Source organism: Paenibacillus sp. J22P277 (assembly GCF_059383675.1).
In genome coordinates this window covers 332898-359000 of record NZ_JBXENS010000006.1, presented here as the reverse complement: position 1 = coordinate 359000, position 26103 = coordinate 332898, and the positions used below count along the sequence as shown (strand labels likewise).

Here is a 26103-nt window from a genome sequence, read left to right as displayed (position 1 = left end):
TCCCCGTTCCGGCGCTTGGGCGGCCCGTCCCGAGAGAACGAAAGGATTGATGCAATGAGTGCGAAATCCGGCTATGCTCCCCCAGGCTATGCAGGGACGCCGACCCGTCGCGGCAAGCCAAACAAAAGCCGCAGATTGGGCACGCGGATCTGGAAATATCGCTTCATTTACCTGCTGATTCTGCCGACCATCCTGTATTTTGCCGTGTTTACGTACGCTCCCTTCTACGGCATCACGATCGCGTTCAAGGACTACAAGATCATCGCCGGCATCATGGACAGCCCTTGGGTCGGCTTTGAGCATTTCGAATCGATGTTCACCTCGGAGAAATTTCCGGCGCTGCTGAAGAACACGGTCATCATCAGCTTGTACCGCTTGGCGTTCGGATTCCCGATTCCGATCTTGTTCGCTTTGCTGCTGAACGAAGTGAGGCATATCTGGTTCAAGCGCTTCGTGCAAACGATTACGTATTTCCCCCATTTCCTGTCGTGGGTCGTATTCGCGGGGATCATCTACAACTTTATCGGGCCGAGCGGAATCATCAATCTGGTGCTGACGAATACGGGACTGGATAAATTCAATTTCACGACGAACCCCGACGTGTTCCGTACGCTGATCGTCATTACGGCGATCCTCAAAGAATTCGGCTGGGGAGCGATCATCTATTTGGCGGCTTTGTCGGGCATCGATTCGCAGCTATACGAGGCGGCCAAAATCGACGGGGCCGGGAAGCTGAGGCAAATTTGGCATGTTACGCTGCCCGGGATCAGGCCGATCATCGCCCTGCTGTTCTGCTTGCAGCTCGCGGGCATCCTGGATGCCGGCTTCGACCAGATCTTCATGTTCCTGAATCCCGCGGTCTACGATGTCGGGGACATCATCGATACGTATGTCTATCGATTGGGGATTCTGCAATCGCAGTTCGAGCTCGCGACGGCCGTCGGCTTGTTCAAAGGCGTCATCGGCATGATCCTCATCATCACGGCGAATACGCTCATACGCAGGATGGGGGAGAAATCGCTATGGTAGAACCAACCGCCGAAACGAACCGCGCGGTCATGCAGCCGGGTGCCGCCATCCCGAGCCGAAGAGGCTTGGACGCGAATCCATGGTGGGCGCAGAGCCTCATCTACCTTATTCTGATCGTAGCGGGCCTGGTTACCTTATTGCCTATGGTGAACGTATGGGCGATCTCTCTCAGCGAGGCGCACGAGATCTACAAGAATCCGATGATGCTCTGGCCCAAGTCGTTCACCCTCGAAGCGTATAAATACATCTTCAATACGCAGGTCTTGTTAAAAGCCTTCGGCATCACGGTATTCGTGACGGTCGTCGGCACGTTCCTCAATCTCGCGTTCACGGCGACGGGCGCATACGGCTTGTCCAAGACGCATATCCCGGGCCATCGGTTCTTGCTATGGCTCGTGATCATTCCGATGCTCTTCGGCGCCGGACTCATCCCGATGTACATCCTGCTCAAAAACATCGGGCTCCTTAACAGCATTTGGGTATTGATCATCCCGCAGCTGGTCGCTCCCTTCAACCTGATCCTGATGCGCAATTTCTTCTGGAGCATACCGGAGAGTCTGGAGGAATCGGCCCGGATCGACGGGGCTTCGGACATGCGCGTGCTGCGCAGCGTGATCCTGCCGCTGTCCAAACCGGTCATCGCGACGGTCGGCTTGTTCTATGCGGTCGGGCATTGGAACGATTTCTTCTCCGGGCTGTTCTTCATCAGCGATAACAGCAAGTGGCCGCTGCAAATGGTGCTGCGATCGATCATCATCGATTTCAACATGCTGAACATGGGGACGCAGAACACGAATACGTTGAACGATTCGAGCAGATTGGTCGTCCAGCCGGAAAATATCAAAGCCGCGACCATCATCTTCGCGATCGTGCCGATTCTCGTCGTGTATCCTTTCCTGCAGAAGTATTTCGTCAAAGGCATCATGCTCGGTTCCGTCAAAGGTTAATTATCCCGCCATGCGAAAGAGAGGCTGACGATTATGACCACAAACGCTGTGCAAACGACGAAAGAGGAAGTGCTGTCGCATTACAAGGCGAACGGCTTCGCCGTCATTCCGAATGCGCTGTCGCAGGAGGAGCTGGATTATCTGAACAACCTGGTAGAGGCATCGTTGAAAGAATCCCCGGAGCTCTGGCATAAGCCGATCGAAGGCGCGGTCGGCACGGGCAGCTTCCTCGAGAAACACCCGCTTGCGATGGATAAGTTCATCCGTCATCCCAAGATATTCCCGCTCATTCAAGAAGTGCTGCTCGGAGAGGCGCGCTTTGCCCAGTTCGATTTTCGGGACGTTTCCGCGGATCGGGCGAGCAGCAGCGAGATGAATTTTCACCGCGACATCAGCTATTACGGCACGATCGGCGGGAAGATCTACGACTCCGAGAATCCGTATATCAGCACGTATGCCTGCGTCATCTATTACTTGTCGGACGTCCACGATTGCTGCCCCGCCTTCTGCTTGGTGCCGAACAGCCACATGTACGGTACGCTCGACGAAGCGAAGGAGCAGCAAGGGGAAGCTTACCGGGAGATCCCGATCCGGGGCAAAGCCGGCACCGCGGTGCTGTACAATATCACGACATACCACACGCGCAAGGGCGGAAGCGCGGCATGCACGCACGGGCGGCGGACGATGCATAACTACCACTCCCGGGCATCCAGCTATCCGTTGACCAACTGGGCGACGGTGCCCGAGGTGCTCGCGCTCAGCGACGATCCAGATACCCGCTTGTTCTACTCGCAATGGACGCCGAACCAAATCAAATTCGCGCGGGATCATTATACGAAGCCGGTGCCTCCGTATTACCCGGTCAAGATGGTCAAGTAGCTCTATGACTGCGATTGCGGCCGCAAAAACAGCGGCCTTTTCTCGTTAAGGAGGCGCGGAAGATGACCAAGATTAAGCGGATCAGGCTGATTCGCACGCGGCAGGATGCCAGCTGGACGATCGTGAAGGTGGAGACGGATCAGGATGGGCTGCACGGCATCGGGTCGGCGAACGATTATTTCAATCCAAGCGCGATCGCCGCCGTGATCGAGGAGCTGCTCGCCCCGACGCTGATCGGACGCGATGCCGGAGCGATCGAGGACATCTGGCAGTCCATGTACCAGAGCGGATACTGGCGCAACGGTTCCGCGCTGATGACCGCCATCGGCGCGATCGATATGGCGTTGTGGGACATCAAGGGCAAGGAAGCCGGCATGCCGGTGCATCGGCTGCTCGGCGGCCCGAGCCGCGCGGCGGTGCCTTGTTACGCGCATGCAAGCGGACGGGATATCGAGGAGCTGTCGGAAGATATCGCCCGCTATCGGGAAGAGGGCTATTCCGTGGTCCGCTGCCAGCTCGGAAGCTATGGCGGCGGTGGGTTCCTTCCCGCCGACAAGGCGAAGCGGCCGGCCAACGCATGGCCGGCCAAGGCGGTGTTTGACGAGGAGTCCTACTTGGAAGCGATACCGAACCTGTTCGAAGCGCTTCGCGCGCGATTCGGAGCGGATGCCAAATTCACGCATGACGTCCACGAGCATCTCAGCCCGCAGGGGGCGGTTATCTTAGCCAAGCGGCTGGAGGCTTACCGTTTGTTCTTCCTGGAGGACGTGCTTCCGCCGGAACAGATCGCCTGGTTCCGTTCGATCCGGCAGCAGAGCGCAACGCCGCAAGCGATGGGAGAGCTGTTCACGAGCCCGCACGAATGGATGCCGCTTATCCAGGAACGGCTGATCGATTATATCCGGGTGCGCGTGTCCAAGGCGGGCGGCATCACCGCTTGCCGCAAGATCGCGGCCTTCGCGGAGGCCTACGGCGTGCGCACGGCGTGGCAGGAAGGCGGGGACAACGACCCGGTCAACCAGGCCGCGGCCATGCATCTCGACATGGCCGTCTGGAACTTCGGCATTCAGGAAGAAAATACGTTTCGGGCAGAGGAGCTGGAAGCTTTTCCGGGGCACGCGGTGCTCAAGGACGGTCATCTCTATGCGAACGAACGGCCCGGGTTAGGGATCGATATCGACGAGGAGAAGGCAGCGAAGCTCGTGAATCCGGGGGTTACCATACGGGGATATCACAAGCCGTATCCAATCGACCGGAAAGCGGACGGCACGATCGTGCGCCCGTAACCGTTGGCGGATGGAACGAAAAGCAGCACGATTGCAAAAAAGCGGCAGTCCAGGACGTAATTCCGTCCAGGGCCGCCGTTTTTTCCGTCGCCGTGCATTCCCGATTCGGCGTCGGCAAGACGGCGCAGCGGGAAAAACGGATATCCGGATCGGGCATGCCTCGCGGAGCGTCAATTCAGGCTGCTGCGCTAAAAAAGCCCGCCTCGGCCATAAGGCGAGACGGGCGCGTACGATATAGAATTAATTAAGCGTTAGAAGCAGTCGACTGCGAATGCGATTACTTAACCGTCTTGTTCACGAGGTTGATGTGGTCAAGACCCGTTCCGCTCGTGCCGTTAAAGATGAATTCCAGTTGGAATTTGCCGCGAACGTAGGTGATTTTCTTTTGTACGGTTTTGCCTGCCTTGATCAAGACCGACTCGTTCGGAGCGCCCCAGTGTTGAACCAGCATGCGGACTGAGATGCCGCCGAGGTTGGTCTGGCGCTCGACGTTCGTGCCGAAGTAGCGCATTTCGCGAATTTTATCCAGCTTGTAATTGATCGCGTAGCCGGGATGTCCCATTTCCGCATGATAGACGTCGAAGTCGTCGGCATCCTTGGCCGGGGACTCCGCTTTGCCGATCGTCTTGATGACCGTCCCGTGCGAGGTCGAGCCGAGCGCGAAGCCATGAAAATTCGGGAATTGACCTTGGAGAGCGGGCTTGTAGAAGCTCATCAGCGTTTCGAAAGCCTTCATATGCGCATCAACGGGAGCAGCGGTAGCGGTTGCTGCGTAAGACGGAACGGCTCCGAAGGCGGACAAGGCCAGCGTTCCCGCTGCCACTGCGGCAAACGTTGTTTTTTTCATGGATGTATAGAAGTTCATATCATTTTCCTCCTCATGGTTTAAACGAATATATCCAACCATCGAAAGCGATTCCGCTAACTCGACGTAGACATGGCGCAAATAGGTTGCAGTGAAATTCATTCACGGCGGCGACAAAGGGTTACGGTCAAGTTTGCATGCATGCATCATTTCTTCGCCGTAATCGTGACAGAGGCTCTGTTGCTTACATGCTTATATTACCCGGGAAATGGACGGAGTTCGTTACAAATGAGTTACGAAAAAGTAACAACAAAGTAACGATGGTACGGGAGATCGCTTGGGCCGCGCGCAGACGGTCCGGCATGAAAAACGGCGAAAGAGGAACAGAATCGTTCAACGTTTCGCGAGTAATGCGGTATAATTAAGGCAAGATTGTGGAAAAATCAACTATTGCGGCATCCGCGGAGCATGAAGGAGATTGGGCATGACGGAAATTTGGGAGTCGAGCTTTATCGAAAATCAAAGGATGTGGGGATTCGAGCCTGCGGATTCGGCAATTCGGACGAAGGACTTTTTCCTCGCGCAAGGACTGCGGGATATCTTGATTCCCGGCATCGGCTATGGCAGAAACGCAAAGGTCTTCATGGACAACGGCATTCATGTCAAAGGTATCGAGATCTCGCAAACGGCGATTGATCTGGCAAGGCAAGAAGGGCTGGATCTTAGCATTCATCATGGCTCGGTGACTGATATGCCGTTCGACGACAAGCTTTATGACGGTATTTTTTGTTATGCGCTCATTCATTTATTGAATCAACAAGAGAGAGAGAAGTTTATTCGCGATTGCTATCATCAGTTGAAGCCGAACGGCTATATGGTTTTTACGACGATCTCGAAAAAAGCCCCGATGTTCGGAAAAGGAAAACGATTGGATACCGATTATTTCGAGATCATGGACGGCATGAAAATGTACTTCTATGATGCAGACTCGATACGGCAAGAATTCGGGGATTATGGACTGTTCGAATGTTCGGAAATCGATGAGCCGCATAAAAATGCGGAAAACAAACCGCCGTTTACGTTTCTCATGGTTACATGCCGTAAAGCGGAATGATTGCCTAAACAGCGAATCGCGATGTTATTATCGACCAGGCGGTTTTACCGCATACGAGGAGAGGGTGGCACGAAAGTGAAGTTGCGATTCTATTTCATCGGCTTTCTCGCGGTAGCGACCGTTGTCCTGCTTTGGATGTCGGGGTTATTCGGCTTATGGTCCGACGGAATGGCCTTTTTGGCGAACGATACGAAGAGATTCACCGATAAGAACGGACATTTAATAGAAGGCTCGTATTCAATGAAAGTGAATTTGTCGGATTTAGATACGAATGTCGGTAAAGAGATTTATAATGATGAAGACCGCAGGATATACGTATCTTCGCTGCAGCGATCACGTAATGGGGGGTATGAAATCGGATTTAGATCCAGTGGACCTTATTCTCTGTCCGGCGCTTCGCTTGTATCGGGCATCCATCATGAGGCGATCGATGATAACGCCTTCACGATGATTCCGACTGCCAAAATGAGTGTCGGATACAATGGTAAAACCTATCATGCCGATCAAACGGGACAATGCGGATTGAATTACAAGAATGGAGACTGTTTTTATTTTTCTTTCTTCTTGGGCGACGAACCGGATAGAGAGCCGGTCGATCATACTGGCGAAGTCGAACTAACGATGACTGATCTTTATGATAATATTTGGATGAGGCGCGATTAGAAATGTACGAAGGAGGTTAACCGCATGGACGTATTTGCCGAATATCTGGCGAGCTTGGATCATCCGAAGCATCGGGCCCGTATGGAAGAGGTTTTGAGTTGGGTCCCGCGGAGATTTTCGGATTTAATGCCGAAAATCGCTTGGAATCAGCCGATGTATACCGATCACGGGACGTTTATCATCGGATTCAGCGCAGCGAAGGAGCATTTTGCGGTTTCGCCCGAACGAGCGGGGATGATCCGCTTCTCCGATGAAATCGTGCAAGCCGGCTATGATTATACCAAACAGTTGATTCGTATCCGGTGGGATCAACCGGTGGATTACGCATTGCTGGAGCAGATGATCGCGTTCAATAGACTGGACAAGGCGGACTGCGCTACTTTTTGGAGGAAATAGACAGGGAATTAGAAAGCGTCATAGAAAGGTTCAAGTCGGACATGAAACCGCCGGATCGGCGAAGGAGGATCCTATGAACATTTCAGGCATACGATCGGATTGGAAAGTGGAAAAAATCGAATTCGCCTCGTTGACGGGCGAACGCGCCAGAAGCGCGGGAGCCAATGGCAGAATCGGCGTTCATGGCAAAGGATGCAGGGTGGACATCGCCAGAATCACGATCGACGGGCAAACGGGTTACGGCAGCTCGATTCATATGACGCCGGAATGGGCCGAAGGGCTCGTCGGCCGCCGATTGCTCGACCTATTCGACGAGCGGGGCAGACTTCGCGAAGCGTATCGCCTGCAATTGGAATACCCCGTGCTCGATTGGCTCGGACAGCGGCAGGGCAAGCCCGTGTATGAATTGGTGGCGGGCGCGCACGCGGAGAAAGGGGTTCCGCCGGCGGTTCCCTGCTACGATACCTCGCTCTACTTCGACGATTTGCATCTGCTAGACGAGAGCGCCGCGGTCGCGCTGATGCAAGAAGAAGCAAGGCAGGGCTATGCGAACGGCCATCGGCATTTTAAGATCAAAGTCGGACGAGGCGGGCGTCACATGCCGCTTCTGGAAGGCACGAAACGCGATATCGCGATCGTGCGCGGGATCGCGGAAGTCGCCGGTCCGGCAGGCAAGATCATGATCGATGCCAACAATGCCTATAATTTGAATTTGACCAAAGAAGTCCTGGCGGCGCTCACGGACGTCAATCTGTATTGGCTCGAAGAAGCGTTCCATGAGGACGATGCCTTGTACGAAGACCTGAAGGCTTGGCTCCGGCAGCGCGGGCAGCATGTGCTTATCGCGGACGGGGAAGGGCTTGCCGCGCCGCATCTGGTCGAGTGGGCGATCCGCGGCCGCGTCGACGTACTGCAGTACGATATCATCTGGCCCGGCTTTACGCATTGGCTCGAATTAGGCGAGAAGTTGGATGCGCACGGCTTGCGGTCCGCGCCGCATTGTTACGGGAATGCGTACGGCATCTATGCGTCGGGCCATTTGTCGACTGCGGTGCGCAACTTCGAGTTCGTGGAATACGACGACATTGCCATCGAAGGCATGGACGTATCCGGCTATCGCGTCGACGACGGGGCGATTCACGTACCGGCCGCGCCGGGCTTCGGCATCGTTTTCGACGATGAGCGCGTATCGAACCTGGTGAAGCAAGCCGGCTGGTCCCGGGGAAGCCGATAATCGGCCCGCGATGAGTTGCGATGATGATTGCGCATCGAGATGAAAACGCTTCAACGATGATTGCTGAACTTATCATAAAGGAGTATGAACCCGATGAACGCAGCGTACGAATTGAACGAAGTAGCCAGACTGCCCTTGCCGGGGGATAACTGCGCCATTGCGACCCGCCTGCTTGGCGCCGGCACCGTCATTCATCATGACGGCGGTACGTTTACCTTGGATTACGCGGTGATGGAAGGCCACCGTTTTGCGGTGAAGGCGATTGCGGCCGGCGACAGCCTGCTATCTTGGGACATGCCTTTCGGCGTGGCGCTGCAGGCGATCCCGCCCGGCCATTACGTGATCAACGCGTCGGTCTTGGACGCGCTGCGCGCGCGCCATGTGACGTTCGCGCTTCCGGCGGAGCCGAATTTTGCGGATCAAGTGCCGCCGTACGTGCTGGACGAGGCTAATTTCCAACCTGCTCCGGCAGCACCCGCATATGCGCAGACGCGGACGTTCATGGGGTATCGCCGAAGCGAATCGCGCGGGGTGGGCACCCGCAACCACGTGGTGCTGCTCGGCGCCACTTCCCGCACCGGCAGCTACGTGAAGCAGTTGGCCGGCCGTCTGCAGGATGAACTGAAGAACTATCCGAATATCGACGGGATCGTCCCCGCGGCGCACACGGAAGGAGGCGCGGAAACGCCGAATAACCTGGAGCTGCTCCTGCGCACGCTCGCCGGATTCATGGTGAATCCCAACGTCGGCGCGGTCCTGGTCGCGGACTACGGCCTTGAACCGGTAACCAATGGGATGGTGGAGGCGTACGCGCGCGACAACGGCTATCCGATCGATGACGTGCTGCACAAATTCGTCTCGCTCCAAGGCGGATTCGAAGAGAATCTGGTCCAAGGCGAAGCGATCGTGCGCGGGTGGCTGCCTGCGGTCAACGCGATGGGGAGGACGCCGGAATCCATCAGCCACCTGAAGATCGGCTTGCAGTGCGGCGGCTCCGATGCGTTCTCCGGCATTTCCGCGAACCCGCTGCTCGGCTGGATCTCGGAGGAATTGGTGCGGTACGGCGGCGCTGCCAGCATCGCCGAAACCGACGAATTAATCGGCGCGGAGCCCTATGTGCTGTCCAAGGTACGCAACGTCGAAACCGCCCGCAAATTCCTGGCCCTCGTGAATCGCTTCAAGGAGCGCACGTCCTGGCACGGGGCGAGCGCGGAAGGCAATCCATCCGGCGGCAACATGTATCGCGGCCTCTATAACATCTATCTCAAATCCATCGGCGCCGCCCGCAAGAAGGATCCCGTCACGCGCCTTGATTATGCCACCGAGTACGGGGAACGCATGATGGACGGCGGCTATTACTTCATGGATAGCCCCGGCAACGACCTCGAGAGCATCGCCGGGCAGGTCGCAGCGGGCTGCAACCTGATTTTCTTCACGACGGGCAACGGCTCGATCACCAATTTCCCGTATGTGCCGACGGTCAAGGTCGTGACGACGACCAACCGCTTCCAATTGTTGTCCAATGATATGGATGTCAACGCGGGTCAGTATCTCGAAGGCAAGTCCATGGACGAGCTCGGCAAAGAGGTTTTCGGCCTGACCGTCGAGATCGCAACCGGAAAGCGCAGCGTCGGCGAAAAAGCGGGCCATGCCCAGGTGCAGATCTGGCGCAACTGGAAGCAGAACGACGCGAGCCAACTGGAGACTTTGCTCCATGCTCCGGTACCGGCCGGAGAGCCGATTGACATTCAAACGGATGCCGAAGCATCCGTCAATCCGATTCGCTTCAGCATGATCCGTCGTCCGGATAACCGGGCCAGCGACAGGATCGGCCTGATCCTGCCGACCAGCCTTTGCGCCGGACAGGTCGCCAATATGATTACGAAGCGGTTGAACGAGCAAGCGCCGGGGTATCCCGAGCTCTCGCGTTTCGTGGCTTTGGCGCACACGGAAGGCTGCGGGAATTCGGGGGGCCAAGCAGAACAGCTGTATGCCCGAACGATGATCGGCTATATCATGCATCCGATGGTGAGCCATTGCCTGCTGCTCGAGCACGGCTGCGAGAAGACCCATAACGATTACATGCGGAATCGGATGGAAGAGATGGGCGTGGACGCGAGCCGGCTTGGTTTTGCCAGCATTCAGCTTGACGGCGGGATCACGAAAGTGTCGCAGAAGGTGGAAGCCTGGTTCGCCGATCGGTTGGCGGCAGACAGCGCGGCCGAGATGGAGACGGTCGGCCTGGAAGGACTGCGAATCGGCATCGTAACCGATGGCCCGATATCGGCCGAAGCCGGGGAACAGCTGGCGAAGCTGACCAAGATGGTTGCCGGCGCGGGCGGAACGGTGGTCGTGCCGCAGAACAGCGGTTTGCTTTCCACGGCGGCGTACCGCAATCGTACATTCACGTCAACCGACGCGCGGCCGTCGATCGCTTACGGCGAGCATGTTCGCCGCAGCGGCTTCCACGTCATGGAAACTCCGACCGAGCACTGGGTGGAGACGGTGACGGGCCTTGCCGCCACGGGGATCGAAATCATCGTCGCGCTCGTCGGCAACCGTCCGATGCAGGTGCATCCGTTCGTGCCGATGCTGCAGATCGCTTCGGAACCGGCGATGCTGCAAAACGATGCCAAAGACCTGGATCTGCTGCTTACGGATGATCCGGTTGCATGGACGGAGCGGATTCTGGAGCGGTGCAAGCAAACGATCGAGCATGAGTATGCGCCGCGTCTCTATCAGCAGGGCAACGTCGATTTCCAATTCACGCGCGGATTCTTGGGCGTATCGTTGTGAGTTAAGAAGCTGCTGTGCAATCGCAGCCGCAGGGCAGGCGCGAACGCTCCAAGCGTTCGCGGCCTGCCTTTTTTGCCGTGCAACTTGCAACCAGTTCCGCATGGAGAGGATCCCGTTTCCGTGCGCCGCGCACCTGAAATTTTGCGCCTCCAGGCAAAAAATGAGACCTTATGCGCGCGGCTCCACGCGGTTTACAATACATGCATAGAAATAAAAGCGCTTACAATCGAACTGCTTCAGGAGGTCTATCCGCATGAGCGTCAATCCGGGCTACGAGCTGTCCGTCCACCGGCAGCCGGCAAGCCGCAAAGCCAAATTCGCGAAGGTGGTCCGGAAATTAATCGGTCAACGGTATCTGCAGGTCATGGCGCTGCTCGGCGTGGCATGGATGGCAATCTTCAACTACATCCCGATGTACAGCGTCATCATCGCCTTCAAGGAGTTCAATATCATCCACTCCGTCGGCGAGGCGCCATGGGTCGGGCTCGACCATTTCCGCGAGTTTCTCGACGACGACGAGTTGCCCGGCGTGATCTGGAATACGGTCGGGATGAGCCTTATCAAGCTGGCGATCGGGTTTCCGCTGCCGATTATTTTCGCGCTCTTCCTGAACGAGCTTCGCTCGCTGCGGCTGAAGAAGGCCGTGCAAACGATCTCGTACCTGCCGCATTTCCTCTCGTGGGTCATCCTCGGCGGGATCTTGACCACCTGGCTCGCCGACATCGGCATCATCAACAAACTGCTGATGGCCCTCGGCTTCATTCACGAGCCGATCAGCTACCTGGCGGAGCCGAGCTATTTCTGGTCCATCGTGGTCAGCTCGGATATCTGGAAGGAGCTGGGCTGGTCCGCGATCATTTACCTCGCCGCCATTGCGGGGGTATCGCCGGAGATGTACGAGGCCGCCACGATCGACGGGGCCGGACGGTTTCAGAAGATGTGGTTCGTCACGCTTCCGAGCATCCGGGGCACGATCACCATCCTGTTCATTCTCGCGGTCAGCGGCCTGCTCAATTCGAACTTCGATCAAATTCTCGTGCTCCGCAATTCGCTCAATGAAAGCGCCAGCAACGTCATCGACGTGTACGTTTACCAGACGGGCATCATCAGCAGCCGCTATTCCTACTCGGCCGCGGTCGGCCTCATCAAGTCGATCATCGCGCTGCTCCTGCTCCTGATGGCGAATTCGGTGTCGAAGAAGCTGAACGATACGTCGTTATTTTAACCTTAAAGGTGGTAAGCCCGATGTTCACACTCCGAAGGAAAACCGCCGGCGAAGCGATATTCGACGCGGCCAACGTTGCCGGCATGCTCCTGATCTGCTTCATCACGATCTATCCCATCTGGTACGTGCTCGTGAATGCGTTCAACGAAGGGCAGGACGCGATGCGAGGCGGCATATACTGGTGGCCGCGCGTGCCGAGCCTGGACAGCTTTCAGGCCGTCTTCGACAATCCCGGCATCATGACGGCGATGGGCATCACCGTCTCGAAGACGCTCGCCGGCACCGCCGCGCACGTCTTCTTCACGGCCATGGTCGCCTACGCGTTCTCGAGGCGCGATCTCATCGGCCGGAAGGGTTATATGCTGATCGGAACGGTGACGATGTTCTTCAGCGGCGGGCTCATCCCGTCCTATCTGCTCATCCGCGATCTGCATCTGCTGGATAACTTCCTGGTGTATATCATTCCGGCGATGTTCAACTTCTTCGATCTCATCATCTTCCTGGCCTTCTTTCGCGAGATTCCCGCAGGGCTGGAGGAAGCCGCGAAGATCGACGGAGCGGGCGACTTCTCGATCTTCGTCCGCGTCGTCATTCCGGTCTCGATGCCGGTCATCGCGACGATCGCCCTGTTCCACGGGGTGTATCAATGGAACGATTACTTTACCGGGATGATCTACATCAACGATATGGATTTGCAGCCGATCCAGACGTTCCTGTACCGGGTCATCGCGCAGTCGAGCTCCAATTTGATGATGGCGGCGATGCCCGGCGGCATCACGAAGAGCGTAACCTCGCAGTCCATCAAGCTGGCGACGATGGTCGTCACGACGCTGCCGATCGTGCTGGCCTATCCGTTCCTGCAGAAGTATTTCGTCAAAGGCTTAATGATCGGCTCCATCAAAGGCTAGGCGGTACGTCCTTATCTGGCGCCATCGCCGGAGAGGACTTATAATAAGCGAAGCAAAGGGGTAGAAGACATGAGACAAGGCAAGATGAAGCGCGCGCTGTCGCTTACGGCGGCGGCGGCGCTGGCATTCACGCTGACGGCTTGCGGCGGCAACGACAACGGGAACAACGGCGGCACGGCAAGCAATACGGGGACCGTTAAGAACGATGCGGCAGGCGACGCGGGCGGCGACAAAGCCGGGAACAACCAGACGCCGGAAGCCAAGCCCGTATCCGCGGACGAACCCGGCTGGAAAGCCGATACGTCGCCGATCACGTTCGATTGGTACCTTAATTTCTCCTGGTTCCCGAACAAATGGGGCGTGGACGCCACTTCGCAGTACATCACGAAGAAGACGGGCGTGAACGTCAACTTCATCGTGCCGGCCGGCAACGAGAACGAGAAGCTGAACACGATGATCGCGTCCGGCTCGCTGCCCGATTTCATCACGCTCGGCTGGAGCGAGGACGGCGTGAAGAAGATGATCGAAGGCGGCATGGTCGAACCGCTCAACAAGCTGGCGGACCAATACGATCCGTATTTCTTCAAGGTCGCGGATCCGGCCAAGACATCCTGGTACACGCAGGCGGACGGCAATGTATACGGCTATCCGAACGCCTCTTCCTCGCCGAAGGACTTCGAGAAATATTCCCGCGAGTATACGTCGAACCAGACATTCGTCGTGCGCAAGGACATGTACGAAGCGCTCGGCAAGCCGGATATGCGCACCAAGGAGGGGTTCTTGAACGCGCTCAAGCTGGCGAAGGAAAAATTCCCGGACGTGAACGGCCAGCCGCTCATTCCGCTCGGCCTGCACGAGTTCACGGAGACCGGCAACTACTCCTTGGAAGGCTATCTGCAGAATTTCCTGGCCGTCCCGTACGAGAAAGACGGCAAGCTGTACGACCGCGCGACGGATCCGGAGTACGTGAGCTGGCTCAAAACGTTCCGCAAAGCGAATGAAATGGGCTTGCTCGCGAAGGATATCTTCATCGACAAGCGCCCGCAGATGGAAGAGAAGATCGCGCAAGGCCGCTACTTCGCGATGCTCTATCAGCGCAGCGATTTCACTGCGCCGCAGAACGCGCTCTTCGCCAAGGATCCGAATTCGGTGTATATCGCCGTGGACGGACCGGGCAACGAAGCGCTGGATCCGCCGACGTTGTCGGGTCCCGGCATCTCCGGCTGGACGGTTACGCTCATCTCCAAGAACGTGAAGGACAAAGCCAGGGCGATCCGTTTCCTCAGCTACCTGATCAGCGAGGAAGGCAACAAGGATCTGTTCATGGGCGAGCCCGGCGTGACGTACGACACGACGGACGGCAAGGACGTCTTCAAACCGGAAGTGCTGGATCTGCTGAACAAAGACCGCTCCTCTTTCGACAAGAAATACGGAGCCTCGTATACGTTCTGGATGCTGATGGACACGAACATGAACCTGAAATGGGCGCCGCCGAGCGTCGAGCCCGCCAAGCAAATGGAGGATTGGACGAAGGGCAAGACGACCAGCTTCTCGCAGTTCGACCAGATCAATCCGACGGGCAACTCCGAGGAAGGCATCGCCAACACGAAGATCGGCCAAACCTGGGGCAAGACGCTGCCGAAGCTGCTGCTCAGCAAGTCGGACGAAGAATTCGACAAGCTGTTCGGCGACTACCTCGACAAGCGCGCGAGCGCCGGCCTCGACAAGGTGCAGGCTTACCAGCAGCAGAAATACGAAGAGAACGTAACGAAGCTCGCGGAGTTTCTGAAATAATCGGCAAGCGTTCCTAGACGAATCATCGCAATTTCGGGCATAACGGGCAGCCGGCGGTCTACCGCCTTCGGCCAAGCGACGCGGCACTGCCGCCGGGGCTTGGTTTCGAGGGAGAGGCCGACGGCTGTTCATGCCCGTTTCGGGGATCGTTTCGCGTGGGCCGCTGCTTCGTTTTGTATTATAATAGAGGTTCCGGCGAATTCGGAACGAGCGGTTGCGGCCGCTGCTTCCTTCGCTTATCCCAACATGGCGGACGGTGATGGCAATGGCCCGCTGGCTTCGTATGCTGGCTCGCGAAGGCCTCTTCAAACTCGAGCGGCTGTCCTTGCAGAAGCGGCTGATCATCGCGTATATCCTTATTCTGCTGCTGCCGAGCCTCTTGATTTCGTTCTATATTTTCAACGAGTTGAACGACAATTACATGAAAGACATCGTGAAGAAGAACGAGAATCAGCTGGAGATCGAGCGGATCAACCTGAACAATAACATCGAGACGATGGAGCGGGCCGCGCAGCTGTCTATCTCCGATAAAGAGGTGCTCTATTATTTGGAGCGGACGAGCGAACCGGACGCGGCGGAGCTGATCGCGTTCGACACGACCGTCGTCTCGAACATCCTGCGCCTGCAGTTCAACAATCCGAATATCGAGCATATCCGGCTCTTCTCCAATAACAAGCGGATCAACGAGATTTGGCCGGTGATTCTGCTGGAGAAGCGCATGCAAGCCGAGCCCTGGTACAAGAAGGTCAACGAGCTGAACGGCACCGAATGGTGGTATTTCGACCGCATGGACCGCGAGCCCATTCGCCCCATCGTGGCGGATGCGAAGGAATACCGGCCGAAGCTCTCGCTGCTGCGCGAGATCGAGTACCCGGCCGGCCGGCATGTCGGCATCATGCAGGTGGATATGCTGCTGACGAACGCCTTTCCGAACGTATACCGGGGCGCGAACGACGAGGGCGGATCGCAGATGGTCATATTCGACCGGGAAGGCAAAATGTTCAGCGGGCCGAACGAAACGCTGCTGGCGGATAACGGATTGACGGAGACCGACGTTCGCGGCGAACTGAACGCCCATCTGAACGGCGCGCAGGGCCATTATTTGTTCACGCGGAACAAAAAGCCGTTTTTGAGCAATTACATCTATGCCGAGAAGATCGACGCTTACGTGCTGAACATCGTGTCGCTCAAGCATGTATTCGCGGATATCAACCGGACGCGCAACAAGATCGTTTACGCGAATATCGGCTTGTTGGTCATTCTGTCGATCGCCACGTATTTTCTGAACGCGCTGATTCTGAAGAAGCTGCATATGCTCGCGCATTTCATGAAGAAGGTGCGCCAAGGCGACTTCGATTTCGACTTCACGATTCGGGGCGGGGGCGAGGTAGGCGAGCTTGCCCATCATTTTCGGAAGATGCTCAAGAAAATCAACGAGCTGATCGCGGAAGCCGTCACGAAGCAGGCAGCCTCCAAAGAAACGGAGCTGCGTTCGCTGCGCAATCAGATCGATTCGCATTTCCTGTACAATACGCTCGAGAATATCAAAATGCTGGCGGAAATCGAGAATCAACCGGTCATCTCGGATGCGCTTACATCGCTTGGCGGCATGATGCGCTACAACCTCCGGTGGATGAGCGAATACGTGCGCCTGAAGGATGAGCTGGGCCATATTGCCAACTATATCGCCGTGATGAATCTCCGGTTCGATCATGCGATCACCCTGAATATCGACGTGCCGGCCGAATATATGAATCAGGAGCTGTTGAAGATGTCGCTGCAGCCGGTCGTGGAGAACGCCGTCAAGCACGGCATGAAATTCAAGCCCTCCGAGGCGCGCGGCATGGTCGTCTGCATCTCGGCGGCGCTGGACGATCACGCCATCGTGATCGACATTGCCGACAACGGCGTCGGCATGACGGCCGAGGCGGCAGGGAGGCTGAACCGCAAAATCGCCGGCGACGAATCGGCGTTTGCCGCGTCCGGCGACCGCTTGGCGCTGCCGCACGAGAAGCAGAGCGAGGGAAGCGGCATCGGGCTTCGCAACGTGCATCAGCGGATTCAGCTGTTTTACGGCAAGGAGTATGGCTTGTTCGTCGAAAGCCGAGAGGGGGAATACACGCGCGTGCGTCTGCGCATTCCCTACTATATCGTGAGCGGAGGGTGATCCGGCATGCGGACATTGCTCATCGTCGATGACGAGAAGAACATCAGGCTGGGTCTGAAAGCGATCATCGAGCGCGGACATCCGGGCCGTTTCGAGTTGCTGTTCGCCGCCGACGGCGAGGAAGCGCTCGGCGTGATCCGGGCACGCGCGGTCGAGATCGTCATTACCGATATCCGGATGCCGGGCATGGACGGATTGGCGCTGATCGGCGAGCTCGCGCGCTGCGAGGCGGGACCGATCGTGATGATCCTGAGCGGCCATGACGATTTCCACTATGCCAAGGAAGCGATGCGGCACGAGGTCAAGGAGTACCTGCTCAAGCCGATCGTGCGCGACGAGCTGTTCGCCGCGCTGCAGCGGGCGGAGCGGGACCTGGAGCGCAAGACGGCGCTGACCGCGCGGCTCGGGGAGATGCGCCTTTATCGCGAGGAGCTGCTCTCGAGCCAGCTGAACTATATCTTTCTCCATCCGACCATGGAGGAAGCGGAGATCGCGGAGCGCTGCGGGAAGGCGGGTTGGGAGCTGCTGTTTGCCGCGCGCGGCGCGAACGGCGATCCGGAGCCGGAGATTGACACGTCCGGCGCGGCGATTGCGGGTTCCGGTGCTCCGGTCGGCGATCCGGGCAAGGCGAATGGCAGCCCGGGCGCATCCTCTTCGGCAGCGGAAGCGTACTATCTGGCGCTGCTGCAAGCGCAGGGCGGTTTGACGAGCGGGAAAGCGGAAATGCTGATCGCCCGGTTGGCATCCGAGTCCGGAGGGGAGCGGTTTTATTTTAAGGATAAGGACGACCGGCTCGTCATCCTGTGCCGCAGGCTCGAGCCGCTGAACCGGCTGCTCGCCTTCATGAACCAGAGCGGCCTCGCGGGCGCGATCGGCCTCAGCGAACGGATGACGGCGTCCCGTCAGGTCAAGCGCGCTTACGCGCAGGCCCGGGAAGCGCTCAAGTACGGATTTTTGCAGCCGAGCGGGGAGCCCGCCCTGCTGGTCTTCGACGGCAAGAAGGCGTGCTTGAAGGAGACGCCGGTTCCCTTGGAGGACATCCGCAAGCTGGCGAACATGCTCGGCACGGGCCGCGACAAGGAAATGAAGCAGCTCTTGGCCGAGCTCCTGGAGCCGAAGCGGCTGGCCGCCTTCGATATCGCGTACATGGAGGAGATCGGCAGGCAGCTGAACGAGCTCGTCTTCGATGCCGTATTCCATCAGTACGGGGAAGAGTCGGTGGAGATTTTGCGGATCTACAAGAAGGTCGGCTGCATCTACGGCTTCGAGTCGATCCACGACTATTACCATGCCGCGGAAGAATTGCTGGTTCGGCTCAGCGACTACGTGAGAAGCCTGCGGTCCGTGCACGCCGAGCATAAAGAGATGAAGAAAGCGGTCAGCTACATTCAAGAGAATTATCATCGCGACCTCAATATGGCGACCGTATCTAACCATGTATCGCTGAATTATTCGTACTTCAGCCAAACGTTCAAGGAGTTCACCGGCGAAAGCTTCGTCGTGTACCTGAAGCGGGTGCGAATTCGGAAAGCGAAGGCGCTGCTGGAGGAAACGGATGTCCGCATCTACGAGATCGGCGAGCTGGTCGGCTTCGAGAACGCGAAGCAGTTCAACCGCGTCTTCCGCGAGCTGGAAGGGATCTCCGCGATGGAATACCGCATGAAGCATGCGACGGTTCGCCGATAGCGCATAGCCAAAGGAGCGATGATGAAAGCGATGAACGAGAACGAAAGATTGCGCGCGTCATTTGAGCAGGCTGCCTCTATCTATCAGCAGGCGCGGCCGGATTACCCGGAAGCCTTGTTCGATCTTCTGATCCGGACGACGCAGTTAAAGCCCGGAGCCCGTTTGTTGGAAGTGGGGTGCGCGACGGGAAAGGCCACGCTCCCGCTGGCGAAGCGCGGATATGCGATCACCTGCGTCGAGCTTGGCGCCGAGCTTGCCGCCGCTGCCCGGCAAAACCTGATCGGAACGGACGTTGACGTCATTAATGCGAACTTCGAGGACTGGCAGCCGGAGGAGGGAGCGGGGTTCGATCTGGTCTACGCCGCGACCGCTTGGAATTGGGTGGATTTCAAGGTTCGGTACCGGAAGGCCTGGCAGGTCCTTCGCCCCGATGGCCACTTGGCATTTTGGAATGCCACGCATGTGTTTCCGGATGGCGGGGATCCGTTCTTCCGCGACATTCAAACCGTTTACCATGAGATCGGCGAAGGAAGCCGGGCCGCCGACAACGATTGGCCGCGGCCGGGCGAGCTGCTCGAGCAAAGCGCGGAGATCGAGGAAAGCGGCCTGTTCGAGGTTGTCGAGATCCGGCACTTCGATTGGGAGCGCGTTTATCGCGCCGAGGCGTACATTCGACTCCTCGAAACCTTCTCCGGGCACATCCTGATGGAGCAATGGAAACGCGACAAGCTCTTCGACGAGATCCGGCTGCGCCTGAATCGGCGTCCGGATCAATCGGTTCGCCGTCACTGGGGCGCCGTTCTCCATATTGCCCGCAGGAGGAACTGACCAGGCGCGCGCCAGCCCGCGTACCGGCCCAATCATGCGGCAGCATGGAGCGATGCCGCGCGGCATTGCGTTTATTGCGAGAGGGGATCGAGCGCTTGTCGAATGACAAGCACGCGATCCCCTCTGCTGCGTTTAGCGGAAGCATGTTTTCATGCCCGATGGCGGATCTTGCACGGCGGTTCTTCGCCGCCCCGTTAGATGCGAACGGCGTACAACGAACCGTTGGACAACATGTACCACGCGCCGATTCGGATTTGCGAAGCGCCGGGCGCGCCGAATACTTGCTCGCGGTATTGGAACTTCGCCGGGCTTCGATTAATGCTTACCGGCTTGTCCTCTTTCATGTACTGGAGATACGTTTTGTCGTTGAACGTGAACGCTACCGTGCCATCCGGCCCCAGCTCGTCGATCGCCAGAGGGGCCCTTGTCCAGGACCACCAATGCGGGCTAACGAAAACCCGTTTGACGATGCCTTCCGGCGACCGGACGTTGACGACTTTGCTGCTTACGGCCTGATCGTATTCGATATAAGCAATCCATCCGTTGTTGATGCGGTAGGAAACGCCGGGCTGGTAGCTGACGAACGGATTCACCGACAAGGTGGCGACCGTATGATCTTCGTTGCGCAAGCGAAGCGCCCATACATGCTTGGCGTAATTATTGCTCTCGACGAGTTCCCGGTAGAGGATGCGCTTTCCATCCGTTAGCGGTCCATAATAACCATAGGACCACCCGTGCGCAAGCGGTACCACTTTGTTGGAAGGCTCGGCCAGCTGCGTTACCGTGCCGTCGGGACGTGCCTGATAGAGCGCAAACGCGTTAACGGGCGGAACCGGGGCCGAGTAAATCATGGTGCCGTCGGCCGAGAACTCGATTCTGTCGTCCCCGAGATCGCGGACTTGTCCCGTCGTGAGATCCACGTTATGTCGGCTCAGCAGCGCATACTTACCGTCTCCGCGAATGTCGAACAATTCCTCGCCGGTCGCAATTCGCGTCGCCTGTCCGTTTTTCCAATTGTATACCGAGATTACCCGCGGCCAGACGTCGCTTTTCGGGTCGCTGTTCAGGTTGTACACGACGCCTTGCGCCGACAGCTTCGCTTCATGGACAATGTCCGTCGAACCGGTCCCGTCGTAGACTTTGACCTGCGTGCCGTTCGTGCGGCTATACAGCCAAAGCACTTTATCGTTCGCCGTCCATACGATGCGGCTTGCGTCGAAATCGAGAATGGTGCCGTCGAACGCGTTCAGGAGCGATTTCGTTGCTTTGTCGTTCACATCGGCGAACGTCTTCAACGGGAGCATAACGAGCATCGGCAACATGAATGCCAAAACGAATGGTATCAATCGTCGTTTCATCGGATTACCCCTAACCGTTAGTTTGTTATCAATCGGCAACCTGTCCATACATAAAAGAAACGGCTTGCACATCCTCCTTTGATCCGGCATGGTCAATAAAAGCCGAAATCACGACAAAGAGATAATAATTCCAGAATCATCCATAGTATAGCTAATCTTACATTCGTATTGCTTGCTACAAATATCCTATTTATGGGATATTTTCCTGAGGTTGAGGAACTAAAAACGGGTATTCGTTTTGTAAGATAAATGTAATGAGAATGAAATCCAATCTTTAACTTGTCTTAAGGCTGCAAGGCTATACTAGAACTCGACCCCCCTTTTAGTATATATACCTTAGACTCGCGGCCCGTTGCTGCGAGTCTCTTTTTTTGCCGCAGGCGACTTGATGCTGCTGCGATCGACGTTATACTAGAAGAGTCTCCTGAATATGGGAAATGGGGGTGTTCGGAAATGGCCTGAACGTCCCGAACAACGCGGAGGGAGAAAGCACATGATTGCCGGTTACTGGAACAGGATTCGCCTGCTGCAAAAATTAATATTGATCGTGACTTTATTTCTGATCTTTCCGGTTCTCGTCATCGGTTATGTCTTGTTTTCCGCCAGCCTCTCGCTCGCGCAAAAGGAAGGCCGCGATATGCTGGAGAAAGTGGCTTATCAGCTGAACGAGAACATCGAGTACCGGATCATCGGATATCAAAATACGTTGATGCAGCTTTCGCTCGATTCCGGAATTACGACAACGCTTACACAATCCTATCAATCGCTTGGAGAAGAAGTCATGGGCCTGCAGCAAATTAATTCCGCGGTCAGTCGCATCCGATCTTACTTTCCCATGAAAGCCATTCAATTTTATAAAAGCAATCCCACCTTGCATGAGGACGGCGGCACCGTCCTCAATATGGAGAGGGCCGGCACGCAAGCGTGGTACGCGGATATGAAGGACGAGAACCGCTCCTTTTATTGGTATTTTAATTGGAAGATTGACCATTCCGAGCCTTCGCTTTATCTAAGCAAATGGCTCGTGGATTATTTGTCGAACGAGAAATACGGGATCATCCATGTCGAAGTAACGAACCGAGCCTTGTTTGATCAGATTACCAACCCGCTCGCGCAGAAGAAGGGCGGGTTCGTCGTACTGGATAATCAGGGCAAGGTGCTTGCCAACGAAATGGATCCTCAGGGAGCGAGCGAAGGGGGCAGCGATGTCGCGCAATTTCCCTATTTGAAGAAAGTCTATGAGGCCAAGCAAGGTTGGTACTCGACGAAAATCGACGGTTTGCAGAGTTTGGTCGTCTACGAGACGAACCGGCTCGATTGGAAGGTCGTGACGATCGTCAGCCAGGAGGAATTGTGGCAGAAGCTGCAGCTCGTCAAAAAAGCGGCCATCGCGGTCAGCATCCTGTTCGTGGTACTGACGGTTACCGTGCTCGCCGGCTTCGGATTACGCACGACCAAACGCCTCAATTTCCTCATCCGAAGCATGCGAAGGGTGCGCAGCGGGGACATGGGACTTACCATCAAGGTACACAGCAAGGATGAACTCGCCGATCTCGAAGAGGAATTCAACGCCATGTCCATTCGCCTGGATCAATCCCTGCGCGAGATGTCCGAAGCGAGGAGCCGGGCCGAGACGGAGAAGCTGAACTTGCTGCAGGCGCAGATCAATCCTCACTTCCTCTATAACACGCTGGCGCTGGTCAAGAGCATGGCCATGGACGTCGGATCGTCCGAAATTAGCGGCACCGTGGACGCGTTGGCCAAATTTTTCAGGCTGGCCTTGAACCGCGGAGTCGATATCTTGACCTTCAAAGAGGAATTGGAGCATGTCAAGGCGTATCTGGACATACACGAATCGCGGTATCCCGGCAGGCTCACCGTTGAATTCGATGTGGAGGAAGCGACGTTAGGCTACGATATCGTGAAAATCACGCTTCAGCCGATTGTCGAAAACGCCTTGCTTCATGCGTTCGTGCATACCGGAGGAAGGGGACGTCTCCGGATAACCGCATCCATGCGGCAGGATACACTGTGCATCATGATTGTCGATAATGGCTCCGGCATGTCGCAGGAGCAGCTGCGGCGCTTGCTTGAGAACGCTTACGGCGCCAGCGAGCACGGAGGGTTCGGGGTATATAACGTGAATGAGCGCTTGAAGCGCCATTATGGACAATCGTATCAATTGCTCATTCAGAGCGCGCCGGGAGAAGGGACCACGGTTCACTTGTTCATTCCGCAAAAAAAAGGACTGACCGCAACAGCCGGTTGAAAGGGGAGGCACCTTGGAAATTAACGTATTCGTCGTGGATGACGAGGAGCGACAGCGTCATTCCATCGTCAGGCATATTGCATGGGAGCGATACCGCATGCGCGTGACCGGAGAATGGGAGGCTGCCGAGGAAGCGTTGGAAGGCGCGCGGAGAATGCCTCCCGATCTGCTGATCACGGATATTCGTTTATTGGGAACGGATGGCCTGGAGCTGTCCGCCCGGATGAGAAGGATGAATCCCCGCATGCGCATCATTATGGTAACGGGGTACGAGGAGTTCCAATATGCCAAGACCGCGCTCGATATCGGGGTCGACGCTTTTCTGGTCAAGCCGATTATTTTCGAAGAACTGAATGCCATCTTGGAGCGGGTGTATCAAGAGGAGCAGTCGAACTTGCTCAGAAGCAATGCAGCGATGAGGATGCAGGAGCAGATTGACGTGTGCAAGCCGATCGCGCAGGAGCAATTGATGCAGGAACTCATACACGGCCTTATCGTCGGCGAAGAGGTCATCCGGGCGCGTGCGGATGCGCTGGACATGCTCAAAGGAACGGGAGCGCGGCTTGTCCTGACGATCGTTATCCAATCGGACCGCTCTCCATCCCTTGCGATGGCGGAGCCGGCCCGTCTCGACGGCAGCGAAATCGAAGAAGCGGCGGAAGCCGCATGCGGCTCGCTGCTGGAGGCGAAGACGACGTCGCAGCGCGGAAATATCGTGCTCATCCTCCATGACCGCTTCAAAGACGACTTCGAGACGGCGACCGAACAGTGCGTCCGGCGTCTCTGCGCAGCGCTAGAGTTGATGAAGGCCGGCAATGCGCGGATCGGCGTCGGGCCGCCCGTCGCCAAACTGAGTCAACTCAGCGATAGTTTTCGCTTGGCGCAGAAGGCGGTCAATCAAGGACTGCTTGGCGGCGGCGAACGGATGTACAGCTGGAAGATGCTGAAGGAGCAAGGCGTCGAGGCGGAGAAGAGTCTCGAGGAATTGACTGCCGATTTTTTCGCGGTGCTCGGGGCAGGAGACGGGCAGAACAGTTTAAGTTTGTTGGGAGAAATTCTTAACGGCTTCGCCGGAAATCGCCGCAAGCAAGGGGCCGAATTGCGAAGCTTATGCATGCACCTGATAAGCGGCGCTTACCGCTCGGCTTCGGAAATCGGCGACGCGAACCGGCAATTCGGTTCGGAACAAAAGCTGTGGGAGCAGCTTCTCGAATGTCGGGAGGAGCCGGAGCTGTTGCAGGAGACCGTTCATATGGTCAGCAGTCTCAGTCATTTCATAGCGGAACGCAAAAAGAGTCACGCCCAGATCGTCGTTCAAAAAGCGCTCGCATACATGGACGAGCATTTCAAAGACAATTTGTCGCTGCGCTCGGTGGCGGAGTCGGTCTATTTGAGCCCGAATTATTTAGGCGCCTTATTCCGGGCGGAGCTCGGCATTTCCTTTACCGATCAATTAATCCGAATACGCATTCAGAAGGCAAAGGAACTGCTGCAGCATCCGGAGTTGAAGTTGTACGAGGTCGCGGAGAGCGTAGGCTACCAGAATATCGGTTATTTTACCGGGTTGTTCAAACGCATGACGGGCTTGAGCCCCAAGGAATACCGGGACTTTCAAGACGATTCCAATCGTTAATACGCAGATGAAGGGCGATGCGCATGCGGCATCGCTCTTTTTGTTTGCATGAAAGCATGATCATGCGAGAGCAGCATTAATCATGCCATGCGATAATTGTAAACGCTTTAGCCGTCGCTTATATTCAAGTAAGCGTTGCAATAGGAAGAGAAAGGAGATTCGCGCATGAACCGCTTGCGGATGATCAAACAGAAGGGTTTCCTGCCGTTATACGGGTTTTTGCTGCCGGGCATCGCGTTGGTCGTCCTGTTCAATTACATCCCGATGTTGGGCCTGCAGATGGCTTTCCGAGATTACAATTTCAGCGATGGCATATGGAAGAGTCCGTGGATCGGCCTGCAAAATTTCAAGGAGTTCGCGGCGAGCCACGATTTTTGGAAGGCAACGGGAAACACGCTGTTGTTGACGTTTCTCCGGCTGTTGTTCGTTTTTCCGACCACGATCGTCGTCGCCCTGCTGATCAATGAAATTCGGGCCTTCCGCTTCAAGCGTATCGTGCAATCGCTGAGCTACCTGCCGCATTTCGTGTCCTGGATCGTGGTCGTCGGCTTCCTCGACGCGTTCTTGTCGATCGACGGAGGCGGCATGAACTCGCTGCTTCACAGCTTCGGCATGCAGCCGATCGCCTTTATGGGGTCGGAGACGTGGTTTCGTCCGATTTTCGTCCTAAGCAGCATGTGGAAGGAAGTCGGCTGGGGTACCATTTTGTATTTGGCTGCCATCTCCGGCATCAATCCGGTGCTGTACGAAGCCGCGGTTATGGACGGGGCAGGACGTTTCGCGCAGATGCGCTACATCACGTTGCCCAGCATCGTGCCGATTATCTCGATCGTGCTCATTCTTACCGTTCCCGGACTGCTCAGCGTCGGTATCGATCAGATCTATACCATGATCAATCCGGCCAATATCGGCGTGGCAGAGGTCGTGGATACCTATGTGCTGCGGCTCGGCATCGGTCAAGCCCAATACTCGCAGACAACCGCGATCGGGCTTGTGATGAGCGTGATCGCGACGGTTTTGCTCGTGCTCAGCAACATGATTTCCAAGCGTATCGGCGGCGACAGCTTATGGTAGGGGGGGAGGTGA

Annotated in this window: 20 protein-coding genes; 18 read left to right on the top strand and 2 right to left on the bottom strand. The window is 56.6% G+C overall.

Features of this window, described 5'->3' with window-relative positions; translation table 11 throughout:
• The first annotated feature begins 54 nt into the window (after positions 1-54).
• From AC50YL_RS22455 to AC50YL_RS22440, 4 genes are all read left to right on the top strand, one after another.
• A complete protein-coding gene (locus AC50YL_RS22455; RefSeq protein WP_494834856.1) occupies positions 55-1029 on the top strand; it encodes an ABC transporter permease in 975 nt (324 codons plus the stop codon).
• On the top strand, positions 1023-1976 hold the full coding sequence (locus tag AC50YL_RS22450) for a carbohydrate ABC transporter permease (protein WP_494834855.1): 954 nt from the start codon (positions 1023-1025) through the stop codon (positions 1974-1976). The genes AC50YL_RS22455 and AC50YL_RS22450 overlap by 7 nt, the downstream gene beginning before the upstream one ends.
• Before the next feature lie 33 nt (positions 1977-2009).
• The gene (locus AC50YL_RS22445) at positions 2010-2855 is read left to right on the top strand and encodes a phytanoyl-CoA dioxygenase family protein (protein WP_494834854.1); all 846 of its coding nucleotides are present in this window, start codon (positions 2010-2012) and stop codon (positions 2853-2855) included.
• Between the two features lie 62 nt (positions 2856-2917).
• A complete protein-coding gene (locus AC50YL_RS22440) occupies positions 2918-4141 on the top strand; it encodes an enolase C-terminal domain-like protein (RefSeq protein ID WP_494834853.1) in 1224 nt (407 codons plus the stop codon).
• Positions 4142-4418: 277 nt separating this feature from the next.
• Here AC50YL_RS22440 and AC50YL_RS22435 read toward each other — a convergent pair whose 3' ends face one another.
• A complete protein-coding gene (locus AC50YL_RS22435; protein ID WP_494834852.1) occupies positions 4419-5006 on the bottom strand; it encodes a YjgB family protein in 588 nt (195 codons plus the stop codon).
• A gap of 424 nt (positions 5007-5430) precedes the next feature.
• Here AC50YL_RS22435 and AC50YL_RS22430 point away from each other — a divergent pair, with 424 nt between their 5' ends.
• From AC50YL_RS22430 to AC50YL_RS22380, 11 genes are all read left to right on the top strand, one after another.
• Entirely contained in the window at positions 5431-6060 is a 630-nt protein-coding gene (locus AC50YL_RS22430) for a class I SAM-dependent methyltransferase (protein WP_494835280.1), read from the top strand.
• A gap of 240 nt (positions 6061-6300) precedes the next feature.
• Positions 6301-6723 (top strand): hypothetical protein, encoded by a 423-nt coding sequence (locus AC50YL_RS22425; RefSeq protein WP_494834851.1) that lies wholly within the window; start codon positions 6301-6303, stop codon positions 6721-6723.
• A gap of 24 nt (positions 6724-6747) precedes the next feature.
• Entirely contained in the window at positions 6748-7119 is a 372-nt protein-coding gene (locus AC50YL_RS22420) for an iron chaperone (RefSeq protein ID WP_494834850.1), read from the top strand.
• 73 nt (positions 7120-7192) lie between these two features.
• Positions 7193-8353 (top strand): enolase C-terminal domain-like protein, encoded by a 1161-nt coding sequence (locus AC50YL_RS22415; protein WP_494834849.1) that lies wholly within the window; start codon positions 7193-7195, stop codon positions 8351-8353.
• Between the two features lie 93 nt (positions 8354-8446).
• Complete coding sequence (locus AC50YL_RS22410) at positions 8447-11149, top strand: UxaA family hydrolase (RefSeq protein ID WP_494834848.1); 2703 nt, start codon at positions 8447-8449, stop codon at positions 11147-11149.
• A gap of 253 nt (positions 11150-11402) precedes the next feature.
• Positions 11403-12374, top strand: a complete 972-nt coding sequence (locus tag AC50YL_RS22405) for an ABC transporter permease (RefSeq protein ID WP_494834847.1) — start codon at positions 11403-11405, stop codon at positions 12372-12374.
• Positions 12375-12394: 20 nt separating this feature from the next.
• Entirely contained in the window at positions 12395-13282 is an 888-nt protein-coding gene (locus tag AC50YL_RS22400) for a carbohydrate ABC transporter permease (protein WP_494834846.1), read from the top strand.
• Between the two features lie 69 nt (positions 13283-13351).
• Positions 13352-15076 carry a type 2 periplasmic-binding domain-containing protein gene (locus AC50YL_RS22395; protein ID WP_494834845.1) on the top strand — a complete coding sequence of 575 codons (1725 nt, stop codon included), beginning with the start codon at positions 13352-13354 and terminating at the stop codon, positions 15074-15076.
• Between the two features lie 259 nt (positions 15077-15335).
• Positions 15336-17243, top strand: coding sequence for a cache domain-containing sensor histidine kinase (locus tag AC50YL_RS22390; protein ID WP_494834844.1), 1908 nt, complete (start codon positions 15336-15338; stop codon positions 17241-17243).
• Between the two features lie 6 nt (positions 17244-17249).
• Complete coding sequence (locus AC50YL_RS22385; RefSeq protein WP_494834842.1) at positions 17250-18929, top strand: response regulator; 1680 nt, start codon at positions 17250-17252, stop codon at positions 18927-18929.
• 30 nt (positions 18930-18959) lie between these two features.
• Positions 18960-19757, top strand: coding sequence for a methyltransferase domain-containing protein (locus AC50YL_RS22380; protein WP_494834840.1), 798 nt, complete (start codon positions 18960-18962; stop codon positions 19755-19757).
• 194 nt (positions 19758-19951) lie between these two features.
• Here AC50YL_RS22380 and AC50YL_RS22375 read toward each other — a convergent pair whose 3' ends face one another.
• Entirely contained in the window at positions 19952-21115 is a 1164-nt protein-coding gene (locus AC50YL_RS22375) for a TolB-like translocation protein (protein WP_494834838.1), read from the bottom strand.
• 493 nt (positions 21116-21608) lie between these two features.
• Between AC50YL_RS22375 and AC50YL_RS22370 the strand changes: the two genes are divergently transcribed.
• The 3 genes from AC50YL_RS22370 to AC50YL_RS22360 all read left to right on the top strand — a co-directional run bounded on the left by AC50YL_RS22370 (position 21609) and on the right by AC50YL_RS22360 (position 26091).
• A complete protein-coding gene (locus tag AC50YL_RS22370) occupies positions 21609-23384 on the top strand; it encodes a sensor histidine kinase (RefSeq protein WP_494834837.1) in 1776 nt (591 codons plus the stop codon).
• 13 nt (positions 23385-23397) lie between these two features.
• Entirely contained in the window at positions 23398-25017 is a 1620-nt protein-coding gene (locus AC50YL_RS22365; protein WP_494834836.1) for a response regulator transcription factor, read from the top strand.
• Between the two features lie 165 nt (positions 25018-25182).
• Complete coding sequence (locus tag AC50YL_RS22360) at positions 25183-26091, top strand: ABC transporter permease (protein ID WP_494834835.1); 909 nt, start codon at positions 25183-25185, stop codon at positions 26089-26091.
• The last annotated feature ends 12 nt before the right edge of the window (positions 26092-26103 follow it).

Coding starts and splice junctions, on each gene's coding strand:
- AC50YL_RS22455 (WP_494834856.1), top strand. CDS start 55: ATGAGTGCGAAATCCGGCTATGCTCCCCCAGGCTATGCAGGGACGCCG.
- AC50YL_RS22450 (WP_494834855.1), top strand. CDS start 1,023: ATGGTAGAACCAACCGCCGAAACGAACCGCGCGGTCATGCAGCCGGGT.
- AC50YL_RS22445 (WP_494834854.1), top strand. CDS start 2,010: ATGACCACAAACGCTGTGCAAACGACGAAAGAGGAAGTGCTGTCGCAT.
- AC50YL_RS22440 (WP_494834853.1), top strand. CDS start 2,918: ATGACCAAGATTAAGCGGATCAGGCTGATTCGCACGCGGCAGGATGCC.
- AC50YL_RS22435 (WP_494834852.1), bottom strand. CDS start 5,006: ATGAACTTCTATACATCCATGAAAAAAACAACGTTTGCCGCAGTGGCA.
- AC50YL_RS22430 (WP_494835280.1), top strand. CDS start 5,431: ATGACGGAAATTTGGGAGTCGAGCTTTATCGAAAATCAAAGGATGTGG.
- AC50YL_RS22425 (WP_494834851.1), top strand. CDS start 6,301: ATGAAAGTGAATTTGTCGGATTTAGATACGAATGTCGGTAAAGAGATT.
- AC50YL_RS22420 (WP_494834850.1), top strand. CDS start 6,748: ATGGACGTATTTGCCGAATATCTGGCGAGCTTGGATCATCCGAAGCAT.
- AC50YL_RS22415 (WP_494834849.1), top strand. CDS start 7,193: ATGAACATTTCAGGCATACGATCGGATTGGAAAGTGGAAAAAATCGAA.
- AC50YL_RS22410 (WP_494834848.1), top strand. CDS start 8,447: ATGAACGCAGCGTACGAATTGAACGAAGTAGCCAGACTGCCCTTGCCG.
- AC50YL_RS22405 (WP_494834847.1), top strand. CDS start 11,403: ATGAGCGTCAATCCGGGCTACGAGCTGTCCGTCCACCGGCAGCCGGCA.
- AC50YL_RS22400 (WP_494834846.1), top strand. CDS start 12,395: ATGTTCACACTCCGAAGGAAAACCGCCGGCGAAGCGATATTCGACGCG.
- AC50YL_RS22395 (WP_494834845.1), top strand. CDS start 13,352: ATGAGACAAGGCAAGATGAAGCGCGCGCTGTCGCTTACGGCGGCGGCG.
- AC50YL_RS22390 (WP_494834844.1), top strand. CDS start 15,336: ATGGCAATGGCCCGCTGGCTTCGTATGCTGGCTCGCGAAGGCCTCTTC.
- AC50YL_RS22385 (WP_494834842.1), top strand. CDS start 17,250: ATGCGGACATTGCTCATCGTCGATGACGAGAAGAACATCAGGCTGGGT.
- AC50YL_RS22380 (WP_494834840.1), top strand. CDS start 18,960: ATGAACGAGAACGAAAGATTGCGCGCGTCATTTGAGCAGGCTGCCTCT.
- AC50YL_RS22375 (WP_494834838.1), bottom strand. CDS start 21,115: ATGAAACGACGATTGATACCATTCGTTTTGGCATTCATGTTGCCGATG.
- AC50YL_RS22370 (WP_494834837.1), top strand. CDS start 21,609: ATGATTGCCGGTTACTGGAACAGGATTCGCCTGCTGCAAAAATTAATA.
- AC50YL_RS22360 (WP_494834835.1), top strand. CDS start 25,183: ATGAACCGCTTGCGGATGATCAAACAGAAGGGTTTCCTGCCGTTATAC.